Origin of the sequence: Paenarthrobacter sp. YIM B13468, assembly GCF_042788025.1 — a bacterium.
In the GTDB taxonomy this organism is placed as follows: Bacteria; Actinomycetota; Actinomycetes; order Actinomycetales; family Micrococcaceae; genus Arthrobacter; species Arthrobacter aromaticivorans.
On the sequence record NZ_JBHZPI010000030.1, the window covers coordinates 1 to 24,014 of the forward strand.

The 24,014-nt window shown below is 62.4% G+C and carries 19 protein-coding genes; 10 read left to right on the plus strand and 9 right to left on the minus strand.

Annotation, left to right across the window (positions count from 1 at the left end; genetic code table 11):
- Positions 1-152: 152 nt before the first annotated feature.
- A complete protein-coding gene (locus ACFX4T_RS22660; protein ID WP_377654332.1) occupies positions 153-1,100 on the minus strand; it encodes a patatin-like phospholipase family protein in 948 nt (315 codons plus the stop codon).
- 252 nt (positions 1,101-1,352) lie between these two features.
- Between ACFX4T_RS22660 and ACFX4T_RS22665 the strand changes: the two genes are divergently transcribed.
- Positions 1,353-1,847, plus strand: coding sequence for an SRPBCC domain-containing protein (locus ACFX4T_RS22665; RefSeq protein ID WP_377654334.1), 495 nt, complete (start codon positions 1,353-1,355; stop codon positions 1,845-1,847).
- The gene (locus tag ACFX4T_RS22670) at positions 1,816-2,376 is read left to right on the plus strand and encodes a GNAT family N-acetyltransferase (RefSeq protein ID WP_377654336.1); all 561 of its coding nucleotides are present in this window, start codon (positions 1,816-1,818) and stop codon (positions 2,374-2,376) included. Before ACFX4T_RS22665 ends, ACFX4T_RS22670 begins: the two co-directional genes overlap by 32 nt.
- A 24-nt stretch (positions 2,377-2,400) precedes the next feature.
- Here the strand turns inward: ACFX4T_RS22670 and ACFX4T_RS22675 are convergent, their stop codons facing one another.
- Entirely contained in the window at positions 2,401-3,423 is a 1,023-nt protein-coding gene (locus ACFX4T_RS22675; RefSeq protein WP_223948009.1) for a LacI family DNA-binding transcriptional regulator, read from the minus strand.
- Positions 3,424-3,443: 20 nt separating this feature from the next.
- The gene (locus ACFX4T_RS22680) at positions 3,444-5,201 is read right to left on the minus strand and encodes a glycoside hydrolase family 13 protein (protein ID WP_377654339.1); all 1,758 of its coding nucleotides are present in this window, start codon (positions 5,199-5,201) and stop codon (positions 3,444-3,446) included.
- A 206-nt stretch (positions 5,202-5,407) separates the two neighbouring features.
- Between ACFX4T_RS22680 and ACFX4T_RS22685 the strand changes: the two genes are divergently transcribed.
- The 7 genes from ACFX4T_RS22685 to ACFX4T_RS22715 all read left to right on the plus strand — a co-directional run bounded on the left by ACFX4T_RS22685 (position 5,408) and on the right by ACFX4T_RS22715 (position 15,054).
- Entirely contained in the window at positions 5,408-6,706 is a 1,299-nt protein-coding gene (locus ACFX4T_RS22685) for an extracellular solute-binding protein (protein ID WP_377654341.1), read from the plus strand.
- Between the two features lie 115 nt (positions 6,707-6,821).
- Positions 6,822-8,495, plus strand: a complete 1,674-nt coding sequence (locus ACFX4T_RS22690) for an ABC transporter permease subunit (RefSeq protein WP_377654343.1) — start codon at positions 6,822-6,824, stop codon at positions 8,493-8,495.
- Positions 8,495-9,433, plus strand: coding sequence for a sugar ABC transporter permease (locus tag ACFX4T_RS22695; RefSeq protein WP_377654345.1), 939 nt, complete (start codon positions 8,495-8,497; stop codon positions 9,431-9,433). Before ACFX4T_RS22690 ends, ACFX4T_RS22695 begins: the two co-directional genes overlap by 1 nt.
- 2 nt (positions 9,434-9,435) lie before the next feature.
- On the plus strand, positions 9,436-11,355 hold the full coding sequence (locus ACFX4T_RS22700) for a glycoside hydrolase family 13 protein (protein ID WP_377654347.1): 1,920 nt from the start codon (positions 9,436-9,438) through the stop codon (positions 11,353-11,355).
- A 90-nt stretch (positions 11,356-11,445) separates the two neighbouring features.
- Complete coding sequence (locus tag ACFX4T_RS22705; protein WP_377654426.1) at positions 11,446-12,906, plus strand: FAD-binding oxidoreductase; 1,461 nt, start codon at positions 11,446-11,448, stop codon at positions 12,904-12,906.
- A 299-nt stretch (positions 12,907-13,205) separates the two neighbouring features.
- Complete coding sequence (locus tag ACFX4T_RS22710; RefSeq protein ID WP_377654349.1) at positions 13,206-14,507, plus strand: MFS transporter; 1,302 nt, start codon at positions 13,206-13,208, stop codon at positions 14,505-14,507.
- 43 nt (positions 14,508-14,550) lie between these two features.
- A complete protein-coding gene (locus ACFX4T_RS22715; RefSeq protein WP_377654351.1) occupies positions 14,551-15,054 on the plus strand; it encodes a pyridoxamine 5'-phosphate oxidase family protein in 504 nt (167 codons plus the stop codon).
- 83 nt (positions 15,055-15,137) lie between these two features.
- Here ACFX4T_RS22715 and ACFX4T_RS22720 read toward each other — a convergent pair whose 3' ends face one another.
- From ACFX4T_RS22720 to ACFX4T_RS22745, 6 genes are all read right to left on the minus strand, one after another.
- Entirely contained in the window at positions 15,138-16,367 is a 1,230-nt protein-coding gene (locus ACFX4T_RS22720; RefSeq protein ID WP_377654353.1) for an amidohydrolase family protein, read from the minus strand.
- A gap of 36 nt (positions 16,368-16,403) precedes the next feature.
- The gene (locus ACFX4T_RS22725; RefSeq protein WP_377654355.1) at positions 16,404-17,426 is read right to left on the minus strand and encodes an ABC transporter ATP-binding protein; all 1,023 of its coding nucleotides are present in this window, start codon (positions 17,424-17,426) and stop codon (positions 16,404-16,406) included.
- 8 nt (positions 17,427-17,434) lie between these two features.
- Entirely contained in the window at positions 17,435-18,490 is a 1,056-nt protein-coding gene (locus ACFX4T_RS22730) for an ABC transporter ATP-binding protein (RefSeq protein ID WP_377654357.1), read from the minus strand.
- Positions 18,487-19,488, minus strand: coding sequence for an ABC transporter permease (locus tag ACFX4T_RS22735; protein ID WP_216926949.1), 1,002 nt, complete (start codon positions 19,486-19,488; stop codon positions 18,487-18,489). The genes ACFX4T_RS22730 and ACFX4T_RS22735 overlap by 4 nt, the downstream gene beginning before the upstream one ends.
- Before the next feature lie 81 nt (positions 19,489-19,569).
- A complete protein-coding gene (locus ACFX4T_RS22740; protein ID WP_377654360.1) occupies positions 19,570-21,294 on the minus strand; it encodes an ABC transporter substrate-binding protein in 1,725 nt (574 codons plus the stop codon).
- A 43-nt stretch (positions 21,295-21,337) separates the two neighbouring features.
- Positions 21,338-22,393, minus strand: coding sequence for an ABC transporter permease (locus tag ACFX4T_RS22745; protein ID WP_377654362.1), 1,056 nt, complete (start codon positions 22,391-22,393; stop codon positions 21,338-21,340).
- 130 nt (positions 22,394-22,523) lie between these two features.
- Here ACFX4T_RS22745 and ACFX4T_RS22750 point away from each other — a divergent pair, with 130 nt between their 5' ends.
- Positions 22,524-23,990, plus strand: coding sequence for a chlorohydrolase family protein (locus tag ACFX4T_RS22750; protein ID WP_377654364.1), 1,467 nt, complete (start codon positions 22,524-22,526; stop codon positions 23,988-23,990).
- The last annotated feature ends 24 nt before the right edge of the window (positions 23,991-24,014 follow it).

The following is a 24,014-nucleotide window of genomic DNA, read 5'->3' on the forward strand; positions in this document are numbered from 1 at the left end:
GGGAGAGTAGGACACCGCCGGACACACATTAGGTCGAGACCCCCCAACCCACACCGGGTCGGGGGGTCTCCCACATTCAAACGACACAATTCTAGCCAACACAAAGCAAGCCCCGACCACCACAGCCGGGGCTCGCCTCATTTAACGCGCATTTAGCTGTTCCAGAACCCATCGAGTTGCTCCGCAAGGGCGCGGCCTTGCTCGTAACCGGCCTGGGCAGCCGCCGGACGCATCGACGCATCCATCGCATTGGCCCCGAACATGTGCTCGGCCCTGCTCTCCGGGAAGATCGTTTCGACCCGGCTGCCGCCGGCGCGTAATTCGTCGACCTGCGTGGCGAGGTCCATGCCCCACTCCAGCGGAGTCCGTGTTCTGCCCCCAAAGGGTGAGAGCACCAGCACGCGGGCGTATCCCGCTGCAAGATCCGCATTCTCGGCGTTGTCTCGATACCCGCCGTCAATGTATCGGCCGTCACCGATGCTGTAGGCGAACCCACTGGAGCAGCTGGCCGCTACGGCATCCGCCAGTTCTAAGCCGCTGTGACTGTCGAACTGGACGGGCTGACCCGTCCTGGCATCCACTGCAGTGATGAGTACGGTTCGTTGCGGCCACTGCAAAGTTGGGAGTCGGGCGGCGACGGTTGCACGCCACTGGCTTTGCCTTGATTCGTCCGCACTGGCAGCGAACTCAAGCGCTGCAGCGCCCATCCTTCGGCGCATATCGGCAGGATCCGTAGAGGCCTCAATGATTTTTCGTGTTCTTTCCAAATGGTCCACCACGTGCTGCGCTGGACCGGAGCGCGTTGCAGTGGCTTCCGGCGACCGTTGTCGTTGTGGCTGGGGTGGTGCCGCAAGGATAGCTGCGTACAGTTCTGAAGGGCTCGCGCCAGCTATCTGTGCCGCGGCGGTGGAGCCAGCCGATGTGCCGACAGTCAGGTCGGCTGTGGTCACATCCATGCCAGCATCGAACATTCCGGCGATGACGCCGATCAGCCATGCATTGCCCGTGGATCCACCGCCACCAAGCACAAGCGCTTTTCCGGATGTTTGTTTCGGAACCGTGGCGGGATTTTCCTGGGCAGAAAGAGGTGTTGTGTTCATGGGAGTCGCCTTTCGCGAATTGCCTCTGTGGCGCTCCCGTTGGCGACTAGCTGAGTCGCGAGATCGTGTCCTGCGGGGGAGCACCCATTTCGGATACTGCGTTCATGGGTCTCACCTCCTGTTGATAGATCACGATCAACGGGACTCTAACACCGCGCTTACGGGCTGTGCAACCAAGCCATCCTCCAGCACGCGGTGTGGACATGGTTGATGGGGGAATTGCGTGTTTAGGCACCGGTAGAGTTGGTGGTCATGGACAGTATTTTCAGTCATCCCGAGCCGGAGCCTGAGCCCTCGTCACAGGACACCAACGATCTTGAACCCCTGGTGGTAACAGTGGTGGTGCCAACCAGCGTTTCACATGCCTTTTTGGGCTTTACGGACCATCCTCATCTGTGGTGGCCCCTCGAAGAGGAGAGTGTGTTCGGCGCGGCATCACACGTGGAATTCGAGGAGAACCTGATCCTGGAGACGGCCGAGGACGGACGCACTTCGGTGTGGGGAACCATCGATGACTGGCAGCCGCCGCTGTCCTTCCATGCAAGCTGGTATCCGGCGAGCACGCCCCTCTGGTCCACGGAATTGAGGGTCTCGTTCAGGGCGGTGGAGGGTGGCACGGAGGTACGGTTGGTTCACGACGGTTGGGAAGGTGCTGAGGATCCTGCTGCCAGCCGGGAATCGTATGCGGAAGGTTGGCCTCGCGTCCTGGAACGCTATGTACGGTTCATGGGCGGGACCGTTGCCTAGAGTCAGGAGACTTCGTGCTGAAGATTGGTCTCTCCTGAGGAAAGTCCGGCTGGAAATGCTAACGGATACGCCTATGGCTTATGTCGAAAGCCTGGAGGCGGCGCGGCGGCAAACGGACCCGCAATGGCAGGAACGGACTGCGGCTATGGCCGGCGATTCCAGCGTGACGTTGGTGGCTGACGGTGGCGTGGATGGAAGCCCGTTCTGTGGGCTGATGAGGGTTGTCCTGAAGCATCCTCAAGACCTGAAGAAGCCACTTCAAGCCATGCTGATAAGTGTCTATGTTGCCCCCGAACATCGAGGTTTGGGATTGGCGGATGAGCTCCTTCACCAGGCCTGCGAGGCTGCCCGGATCGATCTGGGTGCCGAGCTCTTGGAGTTGGGCGTCCACGAGGACAATACGAGGGCGTTGGCTTTCTACCGGCGGCACGGTTTCAGCACCACAGGGGACAGCCGACCGTATCCCCAGGACACGTCCAAGCAGGAACTGGTCATGGAAAAGGTCTTGAAGCAGCAGCCGAAGTTTTAGGCGGTAGCCGGGGCGGGCGCCGGCCTAGGCGGCGTCGCTCCTGGGCACGGCCGTGCTCGAACGAACCACGAGCTTGGTGGGGTGTTCAGTATCGGCAGGTACAAGGTCCAGGCCATTGTTGATGGCGCCCAGCAAAGTGCGCACGGCCAGTGCTCCTTGCCCCTTTGCGTCCTGGTCGATGGTGGTGAGGCCCATGACCTTCCCGAGGTCGTGTCCGTCGATGCCGATGACCGAGAGGTCCTCTGGAATTCGCAGGCCGAAGTCACGCGCAGCAAGAATGGTGCCGATGGCCATCTCATCTGATGCAGCAAAGACTGCCGTTGGTCGCTCTGGTGCGCCTCCCAGCAACTGTCGGGCAGCGGCGTAAGCGCCTTCGATAGTGAAGTCAGCGGAAGCGATCCATTCGGGCCGAACCTGGCAGTCGGCGTCGTTCATTGCTTTCTCGAAACCACCGCGACGTGTCCCGGGAAGCTGGAAGTCCTGATCGTATGCTTCTTCGCCGGTCATGTGGGCGATCTTGGTATGACCCAGGCCGATCAGGTGGTTTGTGGCTTGCTGTGCGATCGCGGAATCATCGATCCGGATGGTCGACGCCCCCGGAAGGGGGCCGCCGATGCCGACGATGGGCCGATGGACTGCAAGGAGCTGCTGCATCTCGTCCTCGCTGAGCTCCAAGGAGACTGCAATGACCGCGTCCACGCGCTTGCGCAGCAGGAAGTCGTTGAACACGCTGTGCCGGTGTTGCGGGTCTTCGCCGATGTTGTAGAGCGTGAGGTCGTATCCGGCACTCAGGAGCGCAGCGGAGGCACCCTCGATCACCGCTGAATAGAACCAGCGGTGCACCGAGGGCACCACCAGGCCAACGTTGTGCGTACGGCCGGACGCCAGACTCGAGGCGTGATAGGAGAGCACGAAGCCAAGCTCGGCTGCGGCGGCACGTGCCCGTTCCCGGCTGGCGGGGGAGACGTTGCCTTTGCCACTGAGCGCGCGTGAAACAGTGGCAACGGAGAGTCCCGATCGCTCGGCTACGTCCTTGATGCCGGTCATGCTGCTCCTCGGTGGGAAAGTTAGCTGGTTGTGAGCCAGATGCTCTCCCCCGAGCTTAGTAGATCCGTGCCCTGCAGATCGGAGTCCATGGGATGGGCGCCGCCTGCCGCCGAACTGCGAAGGATGACCTTGCCGTCGGGAAGCGGCAGGGGCTGGTCACCCACATTCATGATGACCAAGGTGTCGCCGTTGAGGTAGGCGAGCGAGGATTCGGTGCAGTAGTCCTCCACCCACGCCAGGGAGCCCTGGCCCAGCCGACGCTCGGCGCGTTGGGCAAGCATCTCACGGTAAAGATTAAGGTGCGACGCCGGATCCGCCTGCTGCTTGTCCCTCGCCAAGGCGGCCCAGGACTCGGGTTGTGGCAGCCAGGGATCCTGGCCATCGCCGAAACCGGCATGCAACTCCGAAGAACGCCATGGCAGCGGCACGCGGCAACCGTCGCGGCCTATTCTTTCTCCGCCGGTCCGGGCGAAGGTGGGGTCCTGGCGCATGCTCCCGGGAATGCTTGTGGAGTCAGGCAGCCCAAGCTCTTCCCCTTGGTACAGGTAGGCACCACCGGGGAGGCCAAGCATGAACATGGTGGCCGCGGCAGCCCGACGTCGTCCGAGTTCTTCATTGGGTTGTACGTCGTCGGGACCGATGCCGTCGCCATCGCGGGGACCTGGTCCCTCGTAACCGAAGCGTGAGGCGTGCCGGACGACGTCGTGGTTGGACAGCACCCACGTGCTGGGAGCGCCAACCGAGTCCAGGGAGACCAGCGAGTCGGTGATGATGTGGCGCAGTCGGTTCACGTCCAGGCCGGCGTGCAGGTACGGGAAATTGAAGGCCTGATGCATCTCGTCGGGCCGGACCCACTGTGCCAACCGTGGAAGGGGATCGACGTTGGCTTCGGCGCAGAGGATCCGATCGGGGCCATATTCCTCCAGGATGGAGCGCCAGCGCCGGTAGATATCGTGCAAAGCGGGCTGGCCGAACATAGGGGCCTCATGGCCGGGGTAGCCATCGGAACTGTTGCCATCCGCGCGTCCGCCCCAGTTGGGCAGGCCGGCGGCCTTAACGAGCGCGTGGGCCACGTCAACCCTGAAACCGGAAATTCCGCGATCCAGCCAGAAGCGGAGGACCCGCTCAAACTCGGCGTGTACGGCACGGTTGTCCCAGTTGAAATCAGGCTGAGAGGAATCAAAGAGGTGCAGGTACCACTGTCCGGGCTGGCCATTCGGTTCCATGATGCGGGTCCAGGCCGGGCCGCCAAAGTGGGACTGCCAGTTGTTGGGAGGTTCGTTTCCGTCAGGTCCTTGGCCGTCCCGGAAGATAAACATGTCCCGCTCGCGGCTGTTGGCCGGAGCCGCGAGTGCCGCTTGGAAGGCGGCGTGTTGGTCGGAGCAGTGGTTGGGAACAAGATCTGCAATGACCCGCAGGTGCAGGCGGTTGGCTTCGTAGATCAGGGCGTCGAAGTCCGCGAGGCTTCCGAACAGCGGATCGACATCGCAGTAGTCGCTCACGTCATAGCCTGCGTCCCGCTGCGGTGAGCGATAGAACGGCGAGAGCCAGACGGCATCCACGCCCAGTTCGGCGAGGTGGGCGAGTTCGTGGGTGATACCGGCGAGGTCGCCGATTCCGTCGCCGTTGAGGTCCCGGAAGGACCGCGGATAAATCTGGTAAATGACTGCGGAGCGCCACCATCCGTGAGCTGCGGAGGCCTCGTGGATGGGCGTCAATCTAGCGAAAGCTGCAGCGGGCGCGGACGCCTCAACTGGGAGCAATGAATCAACAGACATGAACACATCGTAGAAGACCAGGCATCAGATTGGAAACGCTTTCAGTCAAAATGACCCTTCCATGACAGCTCTGTGGAGTATCGGGGTTTACCAATCATCGTTTCAGCATGTACTGTTTGGAAGCGCTTGCAGTTGTGAGCCACATCACCGACGTTGCCTCTGGGCATAGAGCCCCGCCGTCGAAGCACATAAGGAAAGGGACACCAATGAAGGTGCACAACACCCTCGCGACTCAGACCACCCGCCGCGTTTTCGCTACCGGCGCGATCTCCGTGGTCGCAGCCCTGGCCCTGAGCGCCTGTGGCGGCAGCGCCTCCACCGCTCCCAGTTCGGAAGCCGCCAAGCAGGACCTCAAGGCAGCCGGCGCCGGCACCATCACCATGTGGGTAGACGCCGAACGATCGCCCGCGTTGAAGGACATCACCGAAAAGTTCAAGTCCGACACCGGCATCGAAGTCAAGCTCGTAGTGAAGGACTTCGCTGCCGTCCGCGATGACTTCATCACGCAGGTTCCAACCGGCCAAGGCCCCGATCTGATCGTTGGACCGCACGACTGGATTGGAAAGTTTGTTCAAAACGGTGTGATCGCACCGGTGGAACTAGGCGACAAAGCCAGCCAGTTCCAGGATTCCTCCATCAAGGCCATGACCTACAACGGCGCCGTCTATGGCGTACCGTACGCGATCGAGAATATTGCCCTGCTGCGCAACACCAGCATCGTGGACAGCAAGGCGAGCACTCTGGATGAGGTAGTGGCCAACGGCAAGAAGGCCGTTGCAGAGGGCAAAGCCACCTTCCCGTTCCTGGTGGGCATGGATCCCAAACAGGGCGATCCGTACCACCTGTACCCGCTGCAGTCATCCATGGGTTCGCAGGTTTTCGGTAAGAACGCCGACGGCGGTTACGATGCCAAGCAGTTGCTCATTGGTGACGCTGCCGGCGTGGAATTCGCCAAGAAGCTGGCCGCCTGGGGCGATGCCGGCGAGAAAATCATCAACTCCAACATCACGGGCGACATCGCCAAGGAGAAGTTCCTTGCCGGAGAATCGCCGTACTTCCTGACGGGCCCGTGGAACGTGCCGGATGTTCAGAAGAAGGGCATCAAGTTCGCAGTTGATGAGCTGCCCACGGCCGGTGGCGAGGCTGCGCAGCCATTCATCGGCGTCAACGGCTTCTTCATCAGCGCTAAGAGCGCCAACGCCCTGGCCACCAACGAATTCGTCACCAACTACCTCACCTCCGAGTCCGCCCAGGACTCCATGTACACGGCAGGCGGTCGCCCTCCGGCACTCAAGGCATCCTTTGAGAAGGCAGCCAGCGATCCCGTAGTGGAGGCCTTCGGCAAGATCGGAGCCACCGGCGTGCCCATGCCGGCTATCCCCGAGATGAGCGCCGTCTGGGCTGACTGGGGCGCCACGGAACTGGCCATCATCAAGGGCCAGGGCGATCCCGCTGAAGCGTGGGCCAAGATGGCCGCGAGCATCAAGTCCAAGATCGGCGGCTGACGCCTAAACCGGTGATTCCACCGGTCTGCCCGGGGCCGGACGGTGCCCGCCGCCCGACCCCGGGCCCACCGTCCGGCCGTGCCAGTCGCAAACTGCTTTACTCCAAGGATCCAAAATGCCAAAGCCAGATCTCCACGAACCGCCAGCGAGCGCAGCCAGTACGACGCCGGTGCAGCCGCCTCGCGGTGCTGCCCACCCGAAGGCTGCCCACCAGGACGCGGCCCACCGGACTATCCGGAACGGCCGCCGGGGCCCCGACTCCATCAAGGGCACCATCCTCAAGATCGTCCTGTTGGGCTTGGTGGATGCCTTTGCCGTGTACGTGCTGATGATGCTGTTCCTGAGCCAATCATGGGCCGCGCTCGCCGTCTCCTCGCTGGTGGTGCTGGCGATTAACTGGATCTATTTGCGCAGGGGCGGGCTTCCGGCGAAGTATCTGGCTCCGGGTGTGCTGTTCCTGCTGGTATTCCAGGTCCTGGTGGTGTTCTTCAGCGGCTATATCGCCTTCACCAACTATGGCGACGGGCATAACAGCACCAAGGAAGACGCCATCGCGGCCATCCAGCTGACCGCCCAGAAGCGCGTCCCGGATTCGCCTGCATACAAGGCGGCCGTGCTGACCAAGGGCGATACGTTCTACCTGTTGTTTACGGACCCCTCCGGCAAAGCCCAAATAGGCAGCACCGATGAGCCACTCACTGAGGTATCAGGGGCGGGAAAGGATTCCACTGGCAAGGCCAACTCCCTTCCTGGCTACGAAACACTGAAGTTCCAGGAGATCGTGGCCAACCAGCAGGAAATTCTGAAGATTACCGTTCCCGTCTCAGAGAACCCCGCTGATGGAACCCTGCGCACCGCCGATGGCAGCACGGCCTACCAGTTCAAGCCGGCACTGAGTTACGACGCCGCCACCGATACCTTCACTGACAGCGAGACCGGCACGGCCTACCGCGACAACGGCAAGGGCGCCTTCGCGGACGCTAACGGAGAGACGTTGGCCACCGGCTGGAAGATCGACGTCGGCATGGAGAACTTCGCCCGGGCCTTCACCGATCCGAGCCTCCGCGGTCCACTGCTGGGCGTCATTCTTTGGACGTTCACTTTCTCCGTAGCCTCCGTTGCCTTGACGTTCGCCCTGGGGCTGTTGCTGGCCATCACCTTCAACCGTGAGGATCTCCGCGGCAAAAAGGTTTACCGGATCCTGATGATCTTGCCCTACGCCTTCCCGGCATTCCTGTCTGGATTGGTGTGGTCGGGCATCCTCAACCCCGAGTTCGGGTGGCTGAACCAGACACTGCTGGGCGGGGCGCATATTGGCTGGCTCACGGACCCTGTCCTGGCCAAAATCAGCGTGCTGGTGGTCAACGTGTGGCTCGGATTCCCGTACATGTTCCTGGTATGCACCGGGGCACTCCAATCCTTGCCAACAGAAATTGACGAGGCTGCCCGCATGGATGGAGCATCCCCTTGGCGAGTGTTCCGCTCCATCAAGCTGCCGCTGCTCCTGGTCTCGGTGGCACCGCTGCTGATCTCCTCCTTTGCGTTCAACTTCAACAACTTCAACGTCATTTACATGTTGACCGGCGGCGGCCCGCGCTTTGCAGACACCGATCGCGATATCGGAGCCACGGACATCTTGATCACGCTGGTCTACAAGGTGGCGTTCGGCCAAGGCACCGGGCGCGACTACGGATTGGCCAGCGCGCTCGCCATCATCATCTTCATCATCGTGGCCACGATTTCGGCCATTAGCTTCAAGCACACCAAAGCACTCGAGGACGTGAACTAATGAGCGAGGCACAGGTACGCACCCTCCCCAGCATTGAACAGGAGCACGACGGCGGTCCCGCACCGTGGGTGCCAAAGCGGCGTCCCTTTGGGGTTTGGTTCAAAGACAAAGGCTGGCGGCACGCCGTCGGCATCGTCACCACCATCTTCGCCGTGTTCCCGCTGCTCTACGTTTTGTCGGCGGCGCTGGACTCCAACGGCACCTTGGTCGGCTCCAACGGTCTGTTCTCCAGGTTCGATACCGGCAACTTCACTGCGCTCTTCAGCGATCCGAGCCGTCCCTTCGGTCGCTGGTTCCTCAATACCCTGGTGGTGGGCCTGGTGACCTCCGCCGCCACAGTCTTCCTGGGGGCGATGGCCGCGTACGCATTCTCCCGCATGCGCTTCAAAGGCCGACGGGTGGGACTGTTGACCCTGCTCCTGCTGCAGATGTTCCCGCAGCTGCTGGCCGTCGTCGCGATCTTCCTCCTCCTCAGCGGTATCTCGCAGGTGATCCCGGCCCTGGGCCTTGGTAGCCAACTGGGGCTCATCATGGTGTACCTCGGCGGTGCGCTGGGCGTGAACACGTACCTCATGTACGGCTTTTTCAACACGGTCCCGCAGTCCCTGGACGAAGCTGCAAAGATCGATGGTGCCAGCCATGTCCAGATCTTCTTCGGCATCATCCTGCGCCTGGTCACTCCCATCCTGGCCGTTGTTGGACTGCTGGCATTCATCGGTATCTCCAGTGAATTCGTGATCGCCAGCGTTGTCCTCACCGATCCTGATAGCCAGACACTCGCCGTCGGGCTCTATTCCTATGTGGCACAGCAGCGTTCCGAGAATTGGGGCGTCTTCGCCGCTGGCGCCGTCATCGCGGCTATCCCGGTCATGGCTCTGTTCCTCTTCCTGCAGAAGTACATCGTCAGCGGCCTTACGGCCGGCTCAGTGAAAGGATGACTATGTCGCTTGCCGTTCCACATCACGACGGATCCGCCCTTTATGTTTCGGGTCATGCTCCCGGACGGATTTCACTGGGCGAGGTTGTTCGGCTTCGTCTACGGGTTCCGCAGGAGTGGGGTTCCGCGTCCCGGGTTTGGGTCCGTTCCGTGCAGGACGGCGAGCCGCGGTACGACGCCGCGATCCGGCTCGGCAGCATCGATGGCTGGGACTGGTGGGAGACGGCGATGCTCGTGGCCAATCCCGTGACAAAATACCGGTTCATGCTGGAAATCGAGACCAGCAGCGCACATGGGCGGCATTACTGGAACCTCAACGCGCAAGGGCTTTTCAACCGGGACGTTGCTGATGCAGCGGACTTCCGCCTCACCACGTTTGCTCCCGCACCGCAGTGGCTGCATCAGGCCACCATGTACCAGGTGTTTCCGGATCGCTTCGCCCGCTCTGCCCAGGCGGATGCGCACCCCCTCCCGGACTGGGCTGTGGGCAGCTCGTGGGATGAACCAGTGGTGGCTACAGGGCGGGAAACACCCATTCAGTTTTACGGTGGCGACCTTCCTGGAATCACGGGGAAGCTGGACCATCTCCAGGAACTGGGAATCGACGTTCTCTACCTGACGCCATTCTTCCCGGCCCGGTCCAACCACCGCTACGACGCCTCCACCTTCGACTCCGTGGACCCGATCCTCGGCGGGAACCAAGCACTGGTAGAGCTGGTGGAGGCGGCGCATTCCCGGGGCATTCGTGTGATGGGTGACCTCACCGCCAATCACACTGGCGATGGTCACGACTGGTTCGTGAAGGCTCTCGCCGATCCGGGCTCAGAGGAAGCGGGCTACTACTACTTCAGCGAGGACCATTCGACGTACGAGTCGTGGTGGGGTGTGCCGTCACTGCCGAAACTTAATTGGTCTTCGGACGCCCTCCGGCGGCGTTTCGTGACTGACGACGATTCGGTGGTTGCCCGGTGGCTCAAACCGCCCTTCAACCTGGACGGCTGGAGGATAGACGTCGGCAATATGACCGGACGCCTTGGCGCCGTGGACCTGAATCACGAGGTTGCGCGGCTCATCGCCGAGCGGGTTCGTGAGATCAACCCGGACGCAGCTTTGTTGGCCGAGTCCACCTCCGATGCCGCGCCGGACTTCACGGGTGAGCACTGGCACGGTGCCATGACGTACTCCAACCTCACCCGGCCACTGTGGTCCTGGCTTGCGGGGGATGCACCGCACGTAAACTTCTTCGGCTCGCCCCAGGCAGGACCCAACAAGATCGAGGCTGAAACCTTCCTGGCCACGCATCAGGACCTCGCTGCGGGATTTAGCTGGGGTGTGCGAAATAACACCATGAATGCGCTCAACACGCATGACACCGCACGCGCCGCGACAGTGATGCTCGACGGCGGCCAGGAACTTGGCGCTGTGCTCACCTTCACCCTGCCAGGTGTTCCGGTGCTGTTCGCGGGAGACGAGTTCGGCCTTGAAGGCTTCAACGGCGAGGACTCCAGGACGCCCATGCCGTGGGGCTGGCAGGAAGGAAAATCCAGCCGCCACCCCGTCAAGGATCTGCGTTCCTTCTACTCGGCTCTGGGGAGGCTCAGGAGTGGGCTGCCAGCACTGACCGAAGGCGGCCTGCGCTGGATCCACGCCGAGGGGGACGCCGTGGTATTCGTGCGTGAGACCACTGATTCCGCAGTCCTGGTCATGGCCGCCCGCGACTCTGCCCGGGTCTGCGTGGATAACGCCGTCCTTTCCATGGTGCAACTCGATTCGCTGTCCGCGGCACCCCTGCACAGCTTTGGGAACATCTCGACGAGCCGGCGGATTGACGGAGATGTGCTGCTATGTGCCGACGGAATTTCAGCTGGTATCTGGTCCATTCCCGGAACCTGCGTTCCCACGGTGGTGGGCGGCGCTGATTAGACTGGGAGCACTGAAAACTCTGCGAAGACTGCCGATTTGGCGTGTCCGCGGAGCTCATGTGAAGGGACCACCTTGTCGGACGAAACGGCCATGGCCGGAACAACAGAGGAAAGCATCAAAGAACGCACTGTCGGTCACCAGGAAGCCGGACAGCAAACGGTCGCCGGCCACAGTGACAGACAGCGCGCGTTCTTGGCGAGCCTGGCAGGCGGCCTTCGGCCCGGCCAGATCGCCGAAGATGAATCCACCCGCACGGCCTATTCCGTAGATCAAGGACCGCTGCTGGAGCGGCACCTGCCGCTCGCGGTCGTCTGGGCCGAATCCGTGGAAGACGTTCAAAACATCGTTCGAAGTTGCGCCGCCCACCAAGTGCCAATCGTCGCGCGTGGTGCCGGAACCGGTGTCTCGGGAGGCGCGCACGCCACCCAAGGATGCATCGTGCTCAGCCTGGAACGAATGAACCGCATCCTGGACCTCAACCCCGACGACGAGACCGCCGTCGTCGAACCTGGCGTCATCAACGCCGAACTGAATGCCGCAGCTGCCGAACATGGGCTCATGTATGCGCCCGATCCAGCCAGCTACAAGATGTCCACCATCGGTGGCAACGTAGCCACAAACGCCGGTGGGCTGCGCTGCGCAAAATACGGTGTGACACGGGATTCCGTACTTGCGCTGGACGTTGTGCTGGCCGACGGTTCACTGCTCCACACCGGGCACCAAACGTTCAAAGGCGTTGCCGGATACGACCTCACTGCGCTGCTGGTGGGCTCCGAAGGGACACTCGCAATCGTTGTGGGCGTGACGGTCCGCCTGAAGTACCTTCCACGCGAAGTCCACACCATCGCCGCGTTCTACCAAGACTTCCGCAGCGCCGCCGCAGGCGTGTTGGCAGTAGGAAAAGCCCGGGTCCAGCCAGCCATCATGGAACTCCTGGACAACGGGACACTCACACAGCTCGATGAGATGAACGGCTCAGACCTGCAAACCCGCGGCAAATCGCTGCTGTTGATCCAAACAGACGGTTTTGGAGCAGCCGCCGAGGCCGACGTCGTCCGGCAAGTACTCGCCGAAGGCGGAGCCACCGTCACCACCGAAGCAAGTGAAGAAGCCGAAATGCTCGTCGAATTACGCCGCAACAGCCGCGGCGTAGAAATGGACGACGAATTCAGGGTGGGCGAGGACATCGCTGTTCCACGCTCCCGGCTGGTGGACTTCGTGGCAGAACTCGAAGCCATGGCTGACCGCTTCCAAGTCCGCCTCAAAGTGGTGGCCCACGCCGGAGACGGAAACCTCCACCCCACGTTCTGGATGGACCGGGTAGACCCCGCCACAGACGCCGACGCCCTGGTGCGCCTCAACGCCGCACTGGATGAATCCATCCGGGTAGGCCTCGAAATGGGTGGCACGATAACCGGCGAGCACGGCGTGGGGCAGTACAAGCTCCGATGGCTGGGACTGGAGCAGCCTGAGCCCGTGCGGGAATTGCAGCGGCGGATCAAGGAGTTGTTCGATCCTGCGGGGATTCTGAATCCGGGGAAGGCTATCTAAGGCAGCTGGGCTGGGGCGGGCCGCAGGACCGAAACGCTCTGCGCGCTCGGTCGTTCCTCCCTTAGACGCGCGCTGCCGCGTTTCGGCCCTGCGGCCCTTGCGTTCGTCCCCTCGTCCGCGCTGCCGCGTTCCGGCCCTGCGGCCCTTTCATGGCCCTCACTCTCCGTCCGGGATGGTATTCCAAATAGTCGCTTACTCATTTCAGGTCGCATAAGACGCGGCATGTTTGGTGGGTTTACTTTGTGTCGGGCTCCTCGTAGTCTTGTTTGGTATACCAGAGTTACTATGAGGAGAATGACGTGGAAGAACAGCGCCGTGAGGGCTCCGGAAATTCTGGGCGGGCGTTCCGCGTCCTGGTGTTGTTGGCTTTGGTGCTGGTTTCCGTCAATCTTCGGCCTGCCATCACCACCATTGCCGGTGTTATGAACCAGGTCCCGGGAGCGTTTCACTTGGATCCGGTTCTGCTACCCGTTTTGGGTACGTTGCCGGTGCTGGCCTTCGGGGTTTCAGGGCCAATCGGGCCGTGGCTGGCCCGGCGGCTCGGAACGGGGCCCGCCGTGGCGCTTGCACTGTTGGTACTTGCTGCCGCGTTGATCGTCAGGGTCCTTGTGCCGGCGCTCCTCCTTCCCGGCACGTTCCTTGCCGGCATGGCAATCATGACGGCCAGCGTCCTGGTTCCCCAGATCGTCAAGGCCAACCACGGCTCTGGTTGGTGGACCGGACTTTGCACCATGGGCTTTGGACTCGGAGCTGCGCTCGGTGCAGGGCTGGTCCAGCCCCTTGCCGAGGCTTTCGGTGGGAGCCTCGCCTGGGCACTGGCGGTGTGGGCCGTCCCGGCACTGTTGGGAGCGTGCCTCATCCAACGCTCCGGAAGACGGCCGACGGCGGCAGGTACCTCCGCTGGCAAAGCCGGGTCAGCGGCCGACGTCGTTTCGTCGCCGCTGCAAGTCACACCCCTGCCTAAGCAGCGCACTGCTTGGGCTGTGACCGCGTTCTTTGGGCTCCAGGCCATGCTCTACTTCGCGATCACGTCCTGGCTGGCCGTTTACCTCGTCTCCAAGGGGCTGTCATCGGCGGACGCAGCTGCGTTGTTGGCGTGGTTCAGCCTGGCGGGGCTCCCCGCGAGCCTGCTGGCTCCCGTGCTGGCCGGTCGTCCAGCCATTCTGCGGATCATGGCACCCGGCCTCGGGCTCGCGGTGGCCCTCGCACTTTTGGGAGTTCTCGCAGCGCCCGCCGGCCTGCAGTTCGTCCTGGTGGGGATCCTGGGAATCGTCCAGAGCGCAGGGTTTGGCCTCGCGATGGCTTTGGTAGTGATCCGCTCCTCCGGCCCGCAGACAGCGGGAAAGCTCTCGGCCATGAGCCAAGGGCTGGGGTTCGCGCTTGCCTCGCTCGGTCCACTGGTGGCTGGACTACTCCATACGTGGACCGGAGGCTGGGAAGTGACGTTCTGGACGCTCGCGGCCGAAGCGGTGATTCTGGCTGGTGCGGGCTTCCTGGCCATACGTGGACCCGTGGTGAATGTTGAGCCGGTGGGGCTGTTGCCCGAGCCGCAGCGAAGGAACGCTGACGACGAAACCCGGCCAGCCGTCGTCGGGCTCTAAAGTCCGGCTGCGCGAGAGGGTCGCCGAGGACTGTCGGCGGGCTATGCTCCGGCGTATCCTCTGCGATATGACCAACTCAACGTCTGGCGACAACACTCCCGCCACTGAAGTCCTGGAGACCAACGAATGCTGGGAACTCCTCCGTGGAGTTTCCGTGGGCCGGCTTGCCGTCTGGGTGGACAATCACCCGGACATCTTTCCAGTGAATTACAAAGTGGACCACGGGACCATGGTCTTCCGCACCGGGGAGGGCACCAAGCTTCATGCAGCCCTTGGTGACGCTCCTGTTGCGATCGAGGCTGACGGTGTCGATGCGCAAACCGGAGTGGCCTGGAGCGTGGTGGTCAAGGGGCAAGCTTCCGCCGTGAAGCTGACGCAGGACGTGCTGGATACCATCGGCCTGCTCCTGTTTCCTTGGGAAGCAGGGCAAAAGGACCAGTTCATCCGCATTGTTCCATCGGACGTGTCCGGGCGTCGTTTCAAGGTGACGCCTCCTGTGACCTGGTGGACGCCGCTGGACGATGCGCCGACAGCCAGGGGCGAGTAGCGCTTAACGCCGAAACCCGCTCTTGTCCGTCACTCAGACCGTTGTACGGCCAGAAGCGCGGACAAGAGCGGGTTTCGCAGCAGTTAGAGCAGTTCCAGTTGGTCGGCCACCACCTTGCCGGCGTGGATCACGGTGCGGTCCTTGCCCCGGTCCATGACCGTGGAGGCTACAGTCTCGCCGTCCACCAGGAGGAGTTCGGCCGGATCTCCGACGTCGACGCCGGGACGGTGGGCGGTGTCCTTCAGCCGGGTAGCGCTGGGGTCAAGGATGCCCGCCCCGCCAATAGTGGCGATGGCCAGGCAGTGCTCGATTAACTCGTCCTTGCGGAAGCCATGGGTGAATGCCAGCTGCCAGGTGCGGTCCAGCATGTCCGTGTTGCCGTAGGGGGACCAGTAGTCGCGCTGGCCGTCCTCGCCCAATCCATACCGCACCCCTGCCTCGGTGAGGAGCGGGATGGGCAGCTGGCCTGCGGCCGCGGGGGCAACCGAAGCCATGGATACGTCAAGTTCCGCGAAGGCATCAATGAGCCTGCGTGTAGTGGCCTCGTTGACGCTGCCCAGTTGGTAGGCGTGGGACATCGTGACTTTGCCCTGCATGCCGAGCGCCCTCGTGCGTTCCAGAACGAGGTCGGTGCTGAAGACGCCCAGTTCGCCGGGCTCGTGGAGGTGGATGTCGATTGGCACCTGGTACTTCTCAGCCAGGCCAAACACGATGTCCAGGTGTTTCGCCGGATCCCTGTCCAAAGTGCAGGGGTCAATCCCGCCCATGACGTTGGCGCCGGCCTTCAGCGCCTCCTCCATGAGCTCCACCGTCCCGTCTTCAAGGAGCAAGCCAGCCTGCGGGAACGCGATGATATCCACCCAAGCCTGACCGGCGAACTTCTCCTTGGCAGCAGCAACGGCTTCGAAACGCTCCAGCCTGCAGTCCACATCCACCTGCGCATAAGAGCGAACACGCGTAGTACCACGGGCGATCATCCGGCTGAGGGTGTTGTTGACGCGATCCTGCAGCGGGACCTCGGCGCTGCGCCAGTTTTGACGGTCGTTCATCATCATGGTCCACACACCTGGACCGCCGGTGTGTTCGCGGAATGGCAGGCCGATCCGGGTGGAATCCAGGTGCACGTGGACATCGGAGAACGACGGCAGCAGTAAGCGTCCGCGGCCTTCCACAACGGTCACACCATCGGGAACGACGCGGTCAGGTTCATGCGGTTCGACGGCGGTGATCTTGCCGCCTGCTTCTCCCGCGACAAGAGTGACGTCGCTGAGCGCGTTCCCCCAAGGACGGACGGCGCGGATCATGGTAATCAATGGATGCTCCTTTGCTAGTGAATCTGTTGCCTGCATCTATTGCACGCCGGCCAGGACCGTTGCTGCCACACCTGTGTGGTGGCAGGCGGGCGCAGCAGGCTGGGCAGGTGTGGGAATCTGGTCGATGCAGCGTTGGCGCTGTTCCTCGGGAAGAGTGCCGATAAGCGGGCAGCGGGTCCGGAAGACGCAGCCGCTGGGCGGATTGGCCGGTGATGGGAGGTCTCCCCGGAGCCGGATCTTCACTTGCTCGCGTGCTGCGCGGGGATCGGGCAGGGGCACTGCAGAGAGCAAGGCCTTGGTGTACGGGTGTAAAGGGTTCCGGAAGAGCTCATCCCGGGGTCCTTGTTCCACGATTTTGCCCAGGTACATCACGGCGACTTCATGGGAAATGTGCCGGACCACGGAGAGGTCGTGGGCAATGAAGATGTAGGACACTCCGGTGTCGCGCTGGATCTGCTGCAGCAGGTTCACCACTTGGGCTTGAACGGAGACGTCCAAGGCGGATACGGGCTCGTCACAAACAATTACCGATGGGTTCAGGGATATGGCCCGGGCAATTCCGACGCGTTGCCGCTGCCCACCGGAGAACTCGTGCGGGAACCGGTTGTAGTGCTCAGGTTTGAGCCCCACTTGGTCCAGGAGTTCCTTGACCCGGTTCTTCAGGCCGCCCTGGGGATTGATCTTCTGCGCCACCATGGGAGCTGCAATCGCTGTACCCACTGTCTGCCTCGGGTTCAGGGAGGCGAACGGGTCTTGGAAGATCATTTGGACTTTGCGTCGGAAGTTGTAAAGGTCCCGCCCGCGAAGCTGGCTGATGTCGACGCCATCCACCATGATCCGCCCGCCGGTCGGGTCCATAAGCCGCGCGAGCATGCGTCCAGTGGTCGATTTGCCGCAACCGGACTCACCTACGAGTCCCAAAGTCTGGCCTCGAGCGAGACTGAAGGAGACGCCGTCGACCGCTTTGACCGATCGCTTTGGAGCCCCTGGCAGGAGGCCGCCCTTGAGCGGAAAGTGCTTCTGGAGGTTCTCTACCTGGAGAATTGGGTGATGTTCCATGGCGGGTCCTAACGCGAATTCCGGATGGTGATGATCTGCGGCCCGCTCAGATGGCAGCGCTTGCCATGCCCGTCGTCCACCGTTAACTCAGGCCGCTGCTTGGCGCAGACGCCGTCGCCCACCAGTTCGGCGTACTGGCAACGGGCGCTGAAGATGCAGCCCTTGGGCAGGTCAAGGAGCGACGGCGGCTGGCCGGGTATGGGGTTCAGCTGGCTCGCGGAGCCGTTCAGGGTGGGCATCGAATTGAGCAAGCCCAAAGTGTAGGGGTGCTGGGTGTCGTAGAAGATTTCATCCACGGGACCTGATTCGACACACTGTCCGCCGTACATCACCAGGACGTCGTCGCATACTTCGGCCACGACGCCGAGATCGTGCGTGATGAGGATGAGCGCGGAATTGGTTTCTTCCTGCAGCTCTGACATGAGGTCCAGAATCTGGGCTTGCACTGTTACGTCCAACGCGGTGGTGGGTTCGTCGGCGATCAGCAGCTCCGGTTCACAGATCAGTGCCATGGCGATCATGGCCCTTTGGCGCATTCCGCCGGAGAAGTGGTGCGGGTATTCGTCGAAGCGCTGCTCAGGACTGGGGATACCCACCCTTCCGAGCATGTCGACGGCGGCTGTCCGGGCCTGCTTTTTGCTGGCCTTGTTGTGGACCAGATAAGCCTCCGCGATCTGGTGCCCAACAGTGTAGAACGGGTGCAGCGCCGAGAGCGGATCCTGGAAGATCATGCCGATGTTGCGGCCGCGGAGTTGGCGCATGGCAGATTCCGGGAGGGTGACCAGGTCCTTGCCCTGGAACATCGCCCGGCCGGTGACCTGGGCCGAGGTGCCCTTCAGGAGGCCCATGAGGGCCTGGCTGGTGACGGACTTTCCTGAGCCGGACTCGCCGACGATGCCAAGGGTCTGGCCCCGCTCCAGGGTGAAGTCCATCCCGTTTACGGCAGAGACCAGACCGTCGTCCGTGGGGAACTTCACGGAGAGGTTGCGGACGTCCAGGAAGGCACTCGCTCCGTGATCCGGCGCAGGCCGGGAGAGCGGTTGGGTGAGTGGTGTGTGGGTCATTGGAGCCTCACTCGGGGATCGATGGCGGCATAGGCGAGGTCCACCACAACATTGGCTACGATGACGAAGAACGCGGCCAGCATCGTGATGGCCATGGTGACGGGCAGGTCACCCGAAATTGCGGCGTGCACGGCGGTGAAGCCCAGGCCGGGGACGGAGAAGATCTGCTCGGTGAGGACGGCGCCTCCCAGGAGCAAGCCGATGTCCATGCCAAGCATGGTGACAACAGGTGTGATCCCGGCGCGGACGCCGTGCTTGAACGTCACGGTCCGTGGTGCCAGGCCCTTGGCGCGGGCAGTGCGGATGAAGTCCTCGCCGAATGTCTCGATCATGTTGGTCCGGGTGACACGGATGTAGGAGGCGCTGAACAGCACGGCCAACGCGATCCATGGCAGCAGGTAGTTCGCCACCCATGCGCCCGGTCCCTGTGGACCAAAGGGGCTATTGATCTCGTTGGTTGTGAACGGCAGAAGGTGTAGCTGGTTGACGAAGAGAAGCAGCAGGAACAGGCCCGTAACCGGGATGGGCAGCGATACGCCCACCGACGCTGCGCCCACGATGAACTTGTCCACTGGCGAGCCCTTGCGCAGCGCGGCGAGAAGGCCCAAGCCGACGCCGGTGATGGTCCACAGGATGAGTGCCCCAATGGCCATGGAGAACGTGTAGGGGAGCGATCGGGCGATGATGTCCGCAACGCTCTCATTGGTCTGGAAAGACTTGCCCAAGCATGGCCATTCACACAGCGTTTGGGCTCCGGGCGCACCTATCATCCGGGGCGAGAAAAGGCCACGCATGTAGTCGATGTACTGGACAAAGAAGGGCTGGTCCATGCCCAGGGCAACGCGGGCCTCGGCCACGCGTTCAGGAGTGCATTCCTGTCCGCAGGCGGCGGCCGCGGGGTCCGAGGGGCCAAGCTGGAAGAGCGTGAAAGTGATGAAACTGACTGCGGCGAGCAGCAGGACCAACGATCCGGTCCTGCGAAGAATGAAAGTCATCATGGTGGTGGTTGCGGGCCGCCCGCTGGGAGCAGGCGGCCCGCTTCTCCTTCTGGACTATGCCGATGTGTTGTCGAAGTCCGGTTAGTGCTCGACGCCGACGATCGAGAGGTCGATGCCGCCGAAGAAGTAGCCCACCTGGGCGTTGCGGACGTTGGATCCCACCACGCTGTTGGTGTGGCTGCGGATGAGCGGGACGATGGGATACGTCTTCAGGGCAGTGCCGAACGCCACGGACCACTTCTTGCCAAGCTCTTCAGAAGTGCCGTCCGTGTTGCGCAGATCAAACATCGTCTTGGAAACTACGGGATCGAAGTAGCGGGACGTGTTGGAGAAGCCGTAGCTGGTGCCTTCGTTGTTTGGTCCCAGCAAGGGGTCTGCTGAAGTACGGACGGAGGCCGGATCGGCGCCACCGCACCAGCCCGAGCGGCCCATGTCCGGAAGCTGTTCACTGGCCAGGACCGAGTAGTAGTTCGGCGCCGGAATGGCCACCAGCTCAACATCGATGCCCAGGGCCTTGAGGTTTTGCTGGACTACGGTGCCGGTGTTCTTGAAGGCGTCGCGATTGTTGGCGTAGCCGTACGTGAGGGTCTTGGGGTAGTCCTTGCCTTCAAGGAGCTTCTTGGCTTCCTCCAGCTTGGGCTTGCCCGCAGGATCCAGCTCCAGCTCCGTCTCGACGTAACCACGCATCTTGGAGTTGAGCGGGCTCTGCGTGATCTCGCCAAAGCGTCGTCCGCCGTACTGCACCAGGATTGATTGGCGGTCCAAAGCCAGGGCGATTGCCTTGCGGACGTCCGGGTCCTTGATCTTTTCCGTGTTCAGGCTGAGGACATCGTTGCAGCCCAGAAGGCCGGAGGCGACGCGATCCTTGACCTTGGCATCGGCCAGCTTGGCGGAATCCGAGGTCTGCAGAGCGCCGTTGGAATCGAGCGTAATGGCATTTGGATCCGAGTCAGCCAACAGCTGCTGGCTGATGGTTGCCTGCGAGGTGGAGAGGGAGAAACTGAAGGTGTCCGGAAGGGCGGTGCGGTTGGGGTCCGTGGCGGCGTCCCAGTGCGGGTTGCGGACCAGTTTGAGCGACTTGCCCCGGTTGTAGGACTCCACCATGTATGGCCCCGAAGACACAGGATGGTTGGTGTAGTCCAGCTTGGTGTCCTTGGCCTTGGGTACAGGCGCCGTGTTGGAGCGGGACGCCAGTGCAGGGAACTCTGCGAACGGCTTTTTCAGATGGAAGACGATCGTTCGGTCATCCGGCGTTTCAACCGCCTGAAGCGACGCCGAAGGATCCTTGTACGGCCCCTTGTACCCGCCGGCGTCGAGCGCTGAATTCAACTCTTGCGGCGCCTGGGTGAAGACATCCTGCGCGAAGGTGCGTTCCACGCCGTACTTGATATCGGCGGAGGTGATGGGTGTTCCGTCCTCAAACTTCACGCCTTCCTTGAGCGTGAACGTCCAGCTGAGGCCATCGTCGGAAACTTTGCCGGTGTCCGTTGCGAGGTCAGGGACCACTGTTGGGGGTTGCCCTGCGGTTTCCTTGGCCATGGTCAGGGTCCGGTAGTACAGCTGGCCCACATTGGCGGTCTGGACGTAGTTGCTGTTGCCGGGATCCAGGGTCTGGAAGTCCGAGGACATCAGGACGTTGAGGTTGCCGCCCTTGGTGTTGAAGCCGGTCTTGACCACGTTGGGTGCCAGCTCCGTGACCGATTCTGCGGACTTGGTGTTGCCGGGCTGGTTCTGGCCGGCGGCGCAGCCTGTTGCGGCCATGGCAATCAGCACGGAAAGCGCCAGTGCTCTCGTGGGGGTTTTCATGATGCTCCTCTTGAAGGGGTTGGGTGGAGGGAGATGTTGGAAGTTAGTGGCGGGAAGCCTTGGGGTCCAGCGCGTCCCGGACGGCGTCGCCCAGGAGGTTGAACGCCAGGACGGTGACAATGAGCATGACGCCCGGAACAGCCAGGAACCACGGATCGCTGAGGTACCAGTTGCCGGATTGCGCCGCGTTCAGCATTTGGCCCCACGACGGTGTGGGGTCCTTGACGCCGACGCCCAGGAAGGAAAGGGCTGCTTCAGCAGAAATGTTGGTGGGGATCAACATGGTGGCGTACACCAGGACTACGCCCATGACGTTGGGGATGATCTGGCGGAACAAGACGCTCAAGTGGGAGGCGCCGAAGGAGCGGGCCGCTTCCACAAACTCGCGTTCCCGGAGGCTCAGGACCTGGCCGCGGACAATCCTGGCCAGGTAGGCCCACCCGAAGAATCCGAGGATGATCACCAGGGAGGCCATGGGCAGGAAGCTGCCTGCGCCCAGCGGTGTATCCCGGAGCCGGGATTGCAGGATGGGCGTCAGGGAGAGCACCAGGAGAAGGTGCGGGAATGCGAGGAACAGGTCCATGATGCGGCTGATGACGGCGTCGGTCTTGCCACCGAAGTAGCCGGCAGCCGCACCGAGTACTGTTCCCAGAACTACGGAAACGGCAGTGGACAACAGGGCGATGGTGAGGGAAACCTGGCCACCGTAGGCGAGCCGGGCGAAAAGGTCGCGACCCAAGCCGGGCTCAACGCCCAACCAGTGTTCGGCGGACGGATACATATAGCCGGGAAGCGGCAGGCCAGGCGTCTGGAAGTCGTCCAGTACCTCGGGGCTGGTGTTGGACGTGAAGGGGTCATTGCCAGACATCGCGCTGAGTACGGGGGCAAGGATGGCGAACAGCATGATGGCCACCACGACGCACAGGCTCAGGAGTGCGATCTTGCTCCGCCGGATCCTCATCCACGCCGTGGCGAGCAGGGAGCGTGCCTCGGCGGGTGCGGCTGCTTTGCCCTCAGGCGAGGTTGCCGGAGTGGGCGGCGGACTGCCGGTATTCGGTTCGATGGACTGTAGCTGGGTCAACGCTTGTGCTCGTTTCATGATCCAGGGAGCTGACTCCGCGATTCTTGTATACCAAACTAGACTAGATCAGGATCGATGCGATGTAAATCACAAATAATGTACTGTTTGGAATACCAGATAGCTATTTTGCTCGAACAAAGGAGTTCACGTGCCCACAAAGGCAACTGCCCGCTACGTCCTGGGGCACAACAAAGGGCAGCACGTGCTGCTGGAGGATGCCTGCGTGGTCTACAGCGGCGACACCATTGAGTACGTCGGCCATGACTACACGGGGCCGGTGACGGAAGAACATCACCTGGGTGACGCACTCCTGATGCCAGGGCTGATCGACCTCGATGCCCTCACCGACATCGACCACCTCATCCTGGACAGCTGGGCCGGGCCGGAGCAGGCAAAGGGGCACCAATGGTCCGAGGACTATTTCCGCAACCGCCGCGCGGACGTCTTTACCGCTGAGGAACGCCAACAGATCCGCGAATACGCACTCATCCAACTGATCCTGCACGGCATCACCACCTACATGCCCATTGCATCGGAGGTCCATTCCGAGTGGGCGGAGCCCTTTGAGGAACTCGTGGGGATGGCGGAGACCAGTCGACGGCTCGGCTTGCGTGGCTACCTTGGGCCCGCATACCGCTCGGGCGTGAATGTGGTGTTGAAGAACGGCGAACGCTCGGTCAGGTTCGACGCCGGCCGTGGCCGTGAGGGGCTGGCGGACGCATTGCGCTTCATTGACCATGCGACAGAGCTGAACGACCCGCTAATTACCGGTGTCCTGCTCCCATGCCGCATCGAGACCCTGGACATCGAACTGCTCAAAGCAACGGCGGCGGCTTCAGAAGAGCACGACGTCCTGGTTCGCCTGCACTCCCTCCAAGGCCTCGTGGAACGGGAACTCATCCTGGACCGGCATGGCGTCACGCCCCTGGAGCTCCTTGACCAAGTGGGGATGCTCAACGAACGCTTGCTGATCCCGCATGCTACCTACACGGACCGCAACCCCGCCGTTTTCGGAGAGGATCGCGGCGACCTTGCCCGGCTGGCAGACAGCGGCGCCAGCATCATCCACTGCCCGCTGACATCCATGCGCTATGGCAGCATCTTGGATTCCTTTAACGCATACAAAGCAGCCGGCATCAACATCTCCCTGGGCACCGACTCCTTCCCGCCGGACCTGGTCCGGGGCATCGATGCAGGCGTGCAGCTGGGCAAGATCCTGGCAGGCAGCAACGACGCCGGCGACCTCGCCGGATACTTCGACGCCGCCACGCTCGGAGGAGCCCGGGCACTGCGACGAATCGATCTCGGCCGGTTGGAGCCCGGGGCGCAGGCAGACATGGTGGCCTTCTCCCTGGGAGACATTCGCGACGGCGTTCACGAGGACCCACTAAGGACCCTCACGCTCAACGGAACAGCACGCCAGGCAGTGCTTTCAGTGGTGGCCGGCCGGACCATCATGGCCGACGGCCTCATAGAGGGAGTGGACCTGGACTACTGGCGCGGAAAGGCCCAGGAACTCTTCGCCAGGATGCGTGAGGCCTACGCACTCAGGGATGGCCTGAACCGCCCCTCCGACGAGCTGTTTCCACCCGTGTATGCTCGGTTGGAACGCTGACCGGCGCCGGCCGGCGAATGGAGC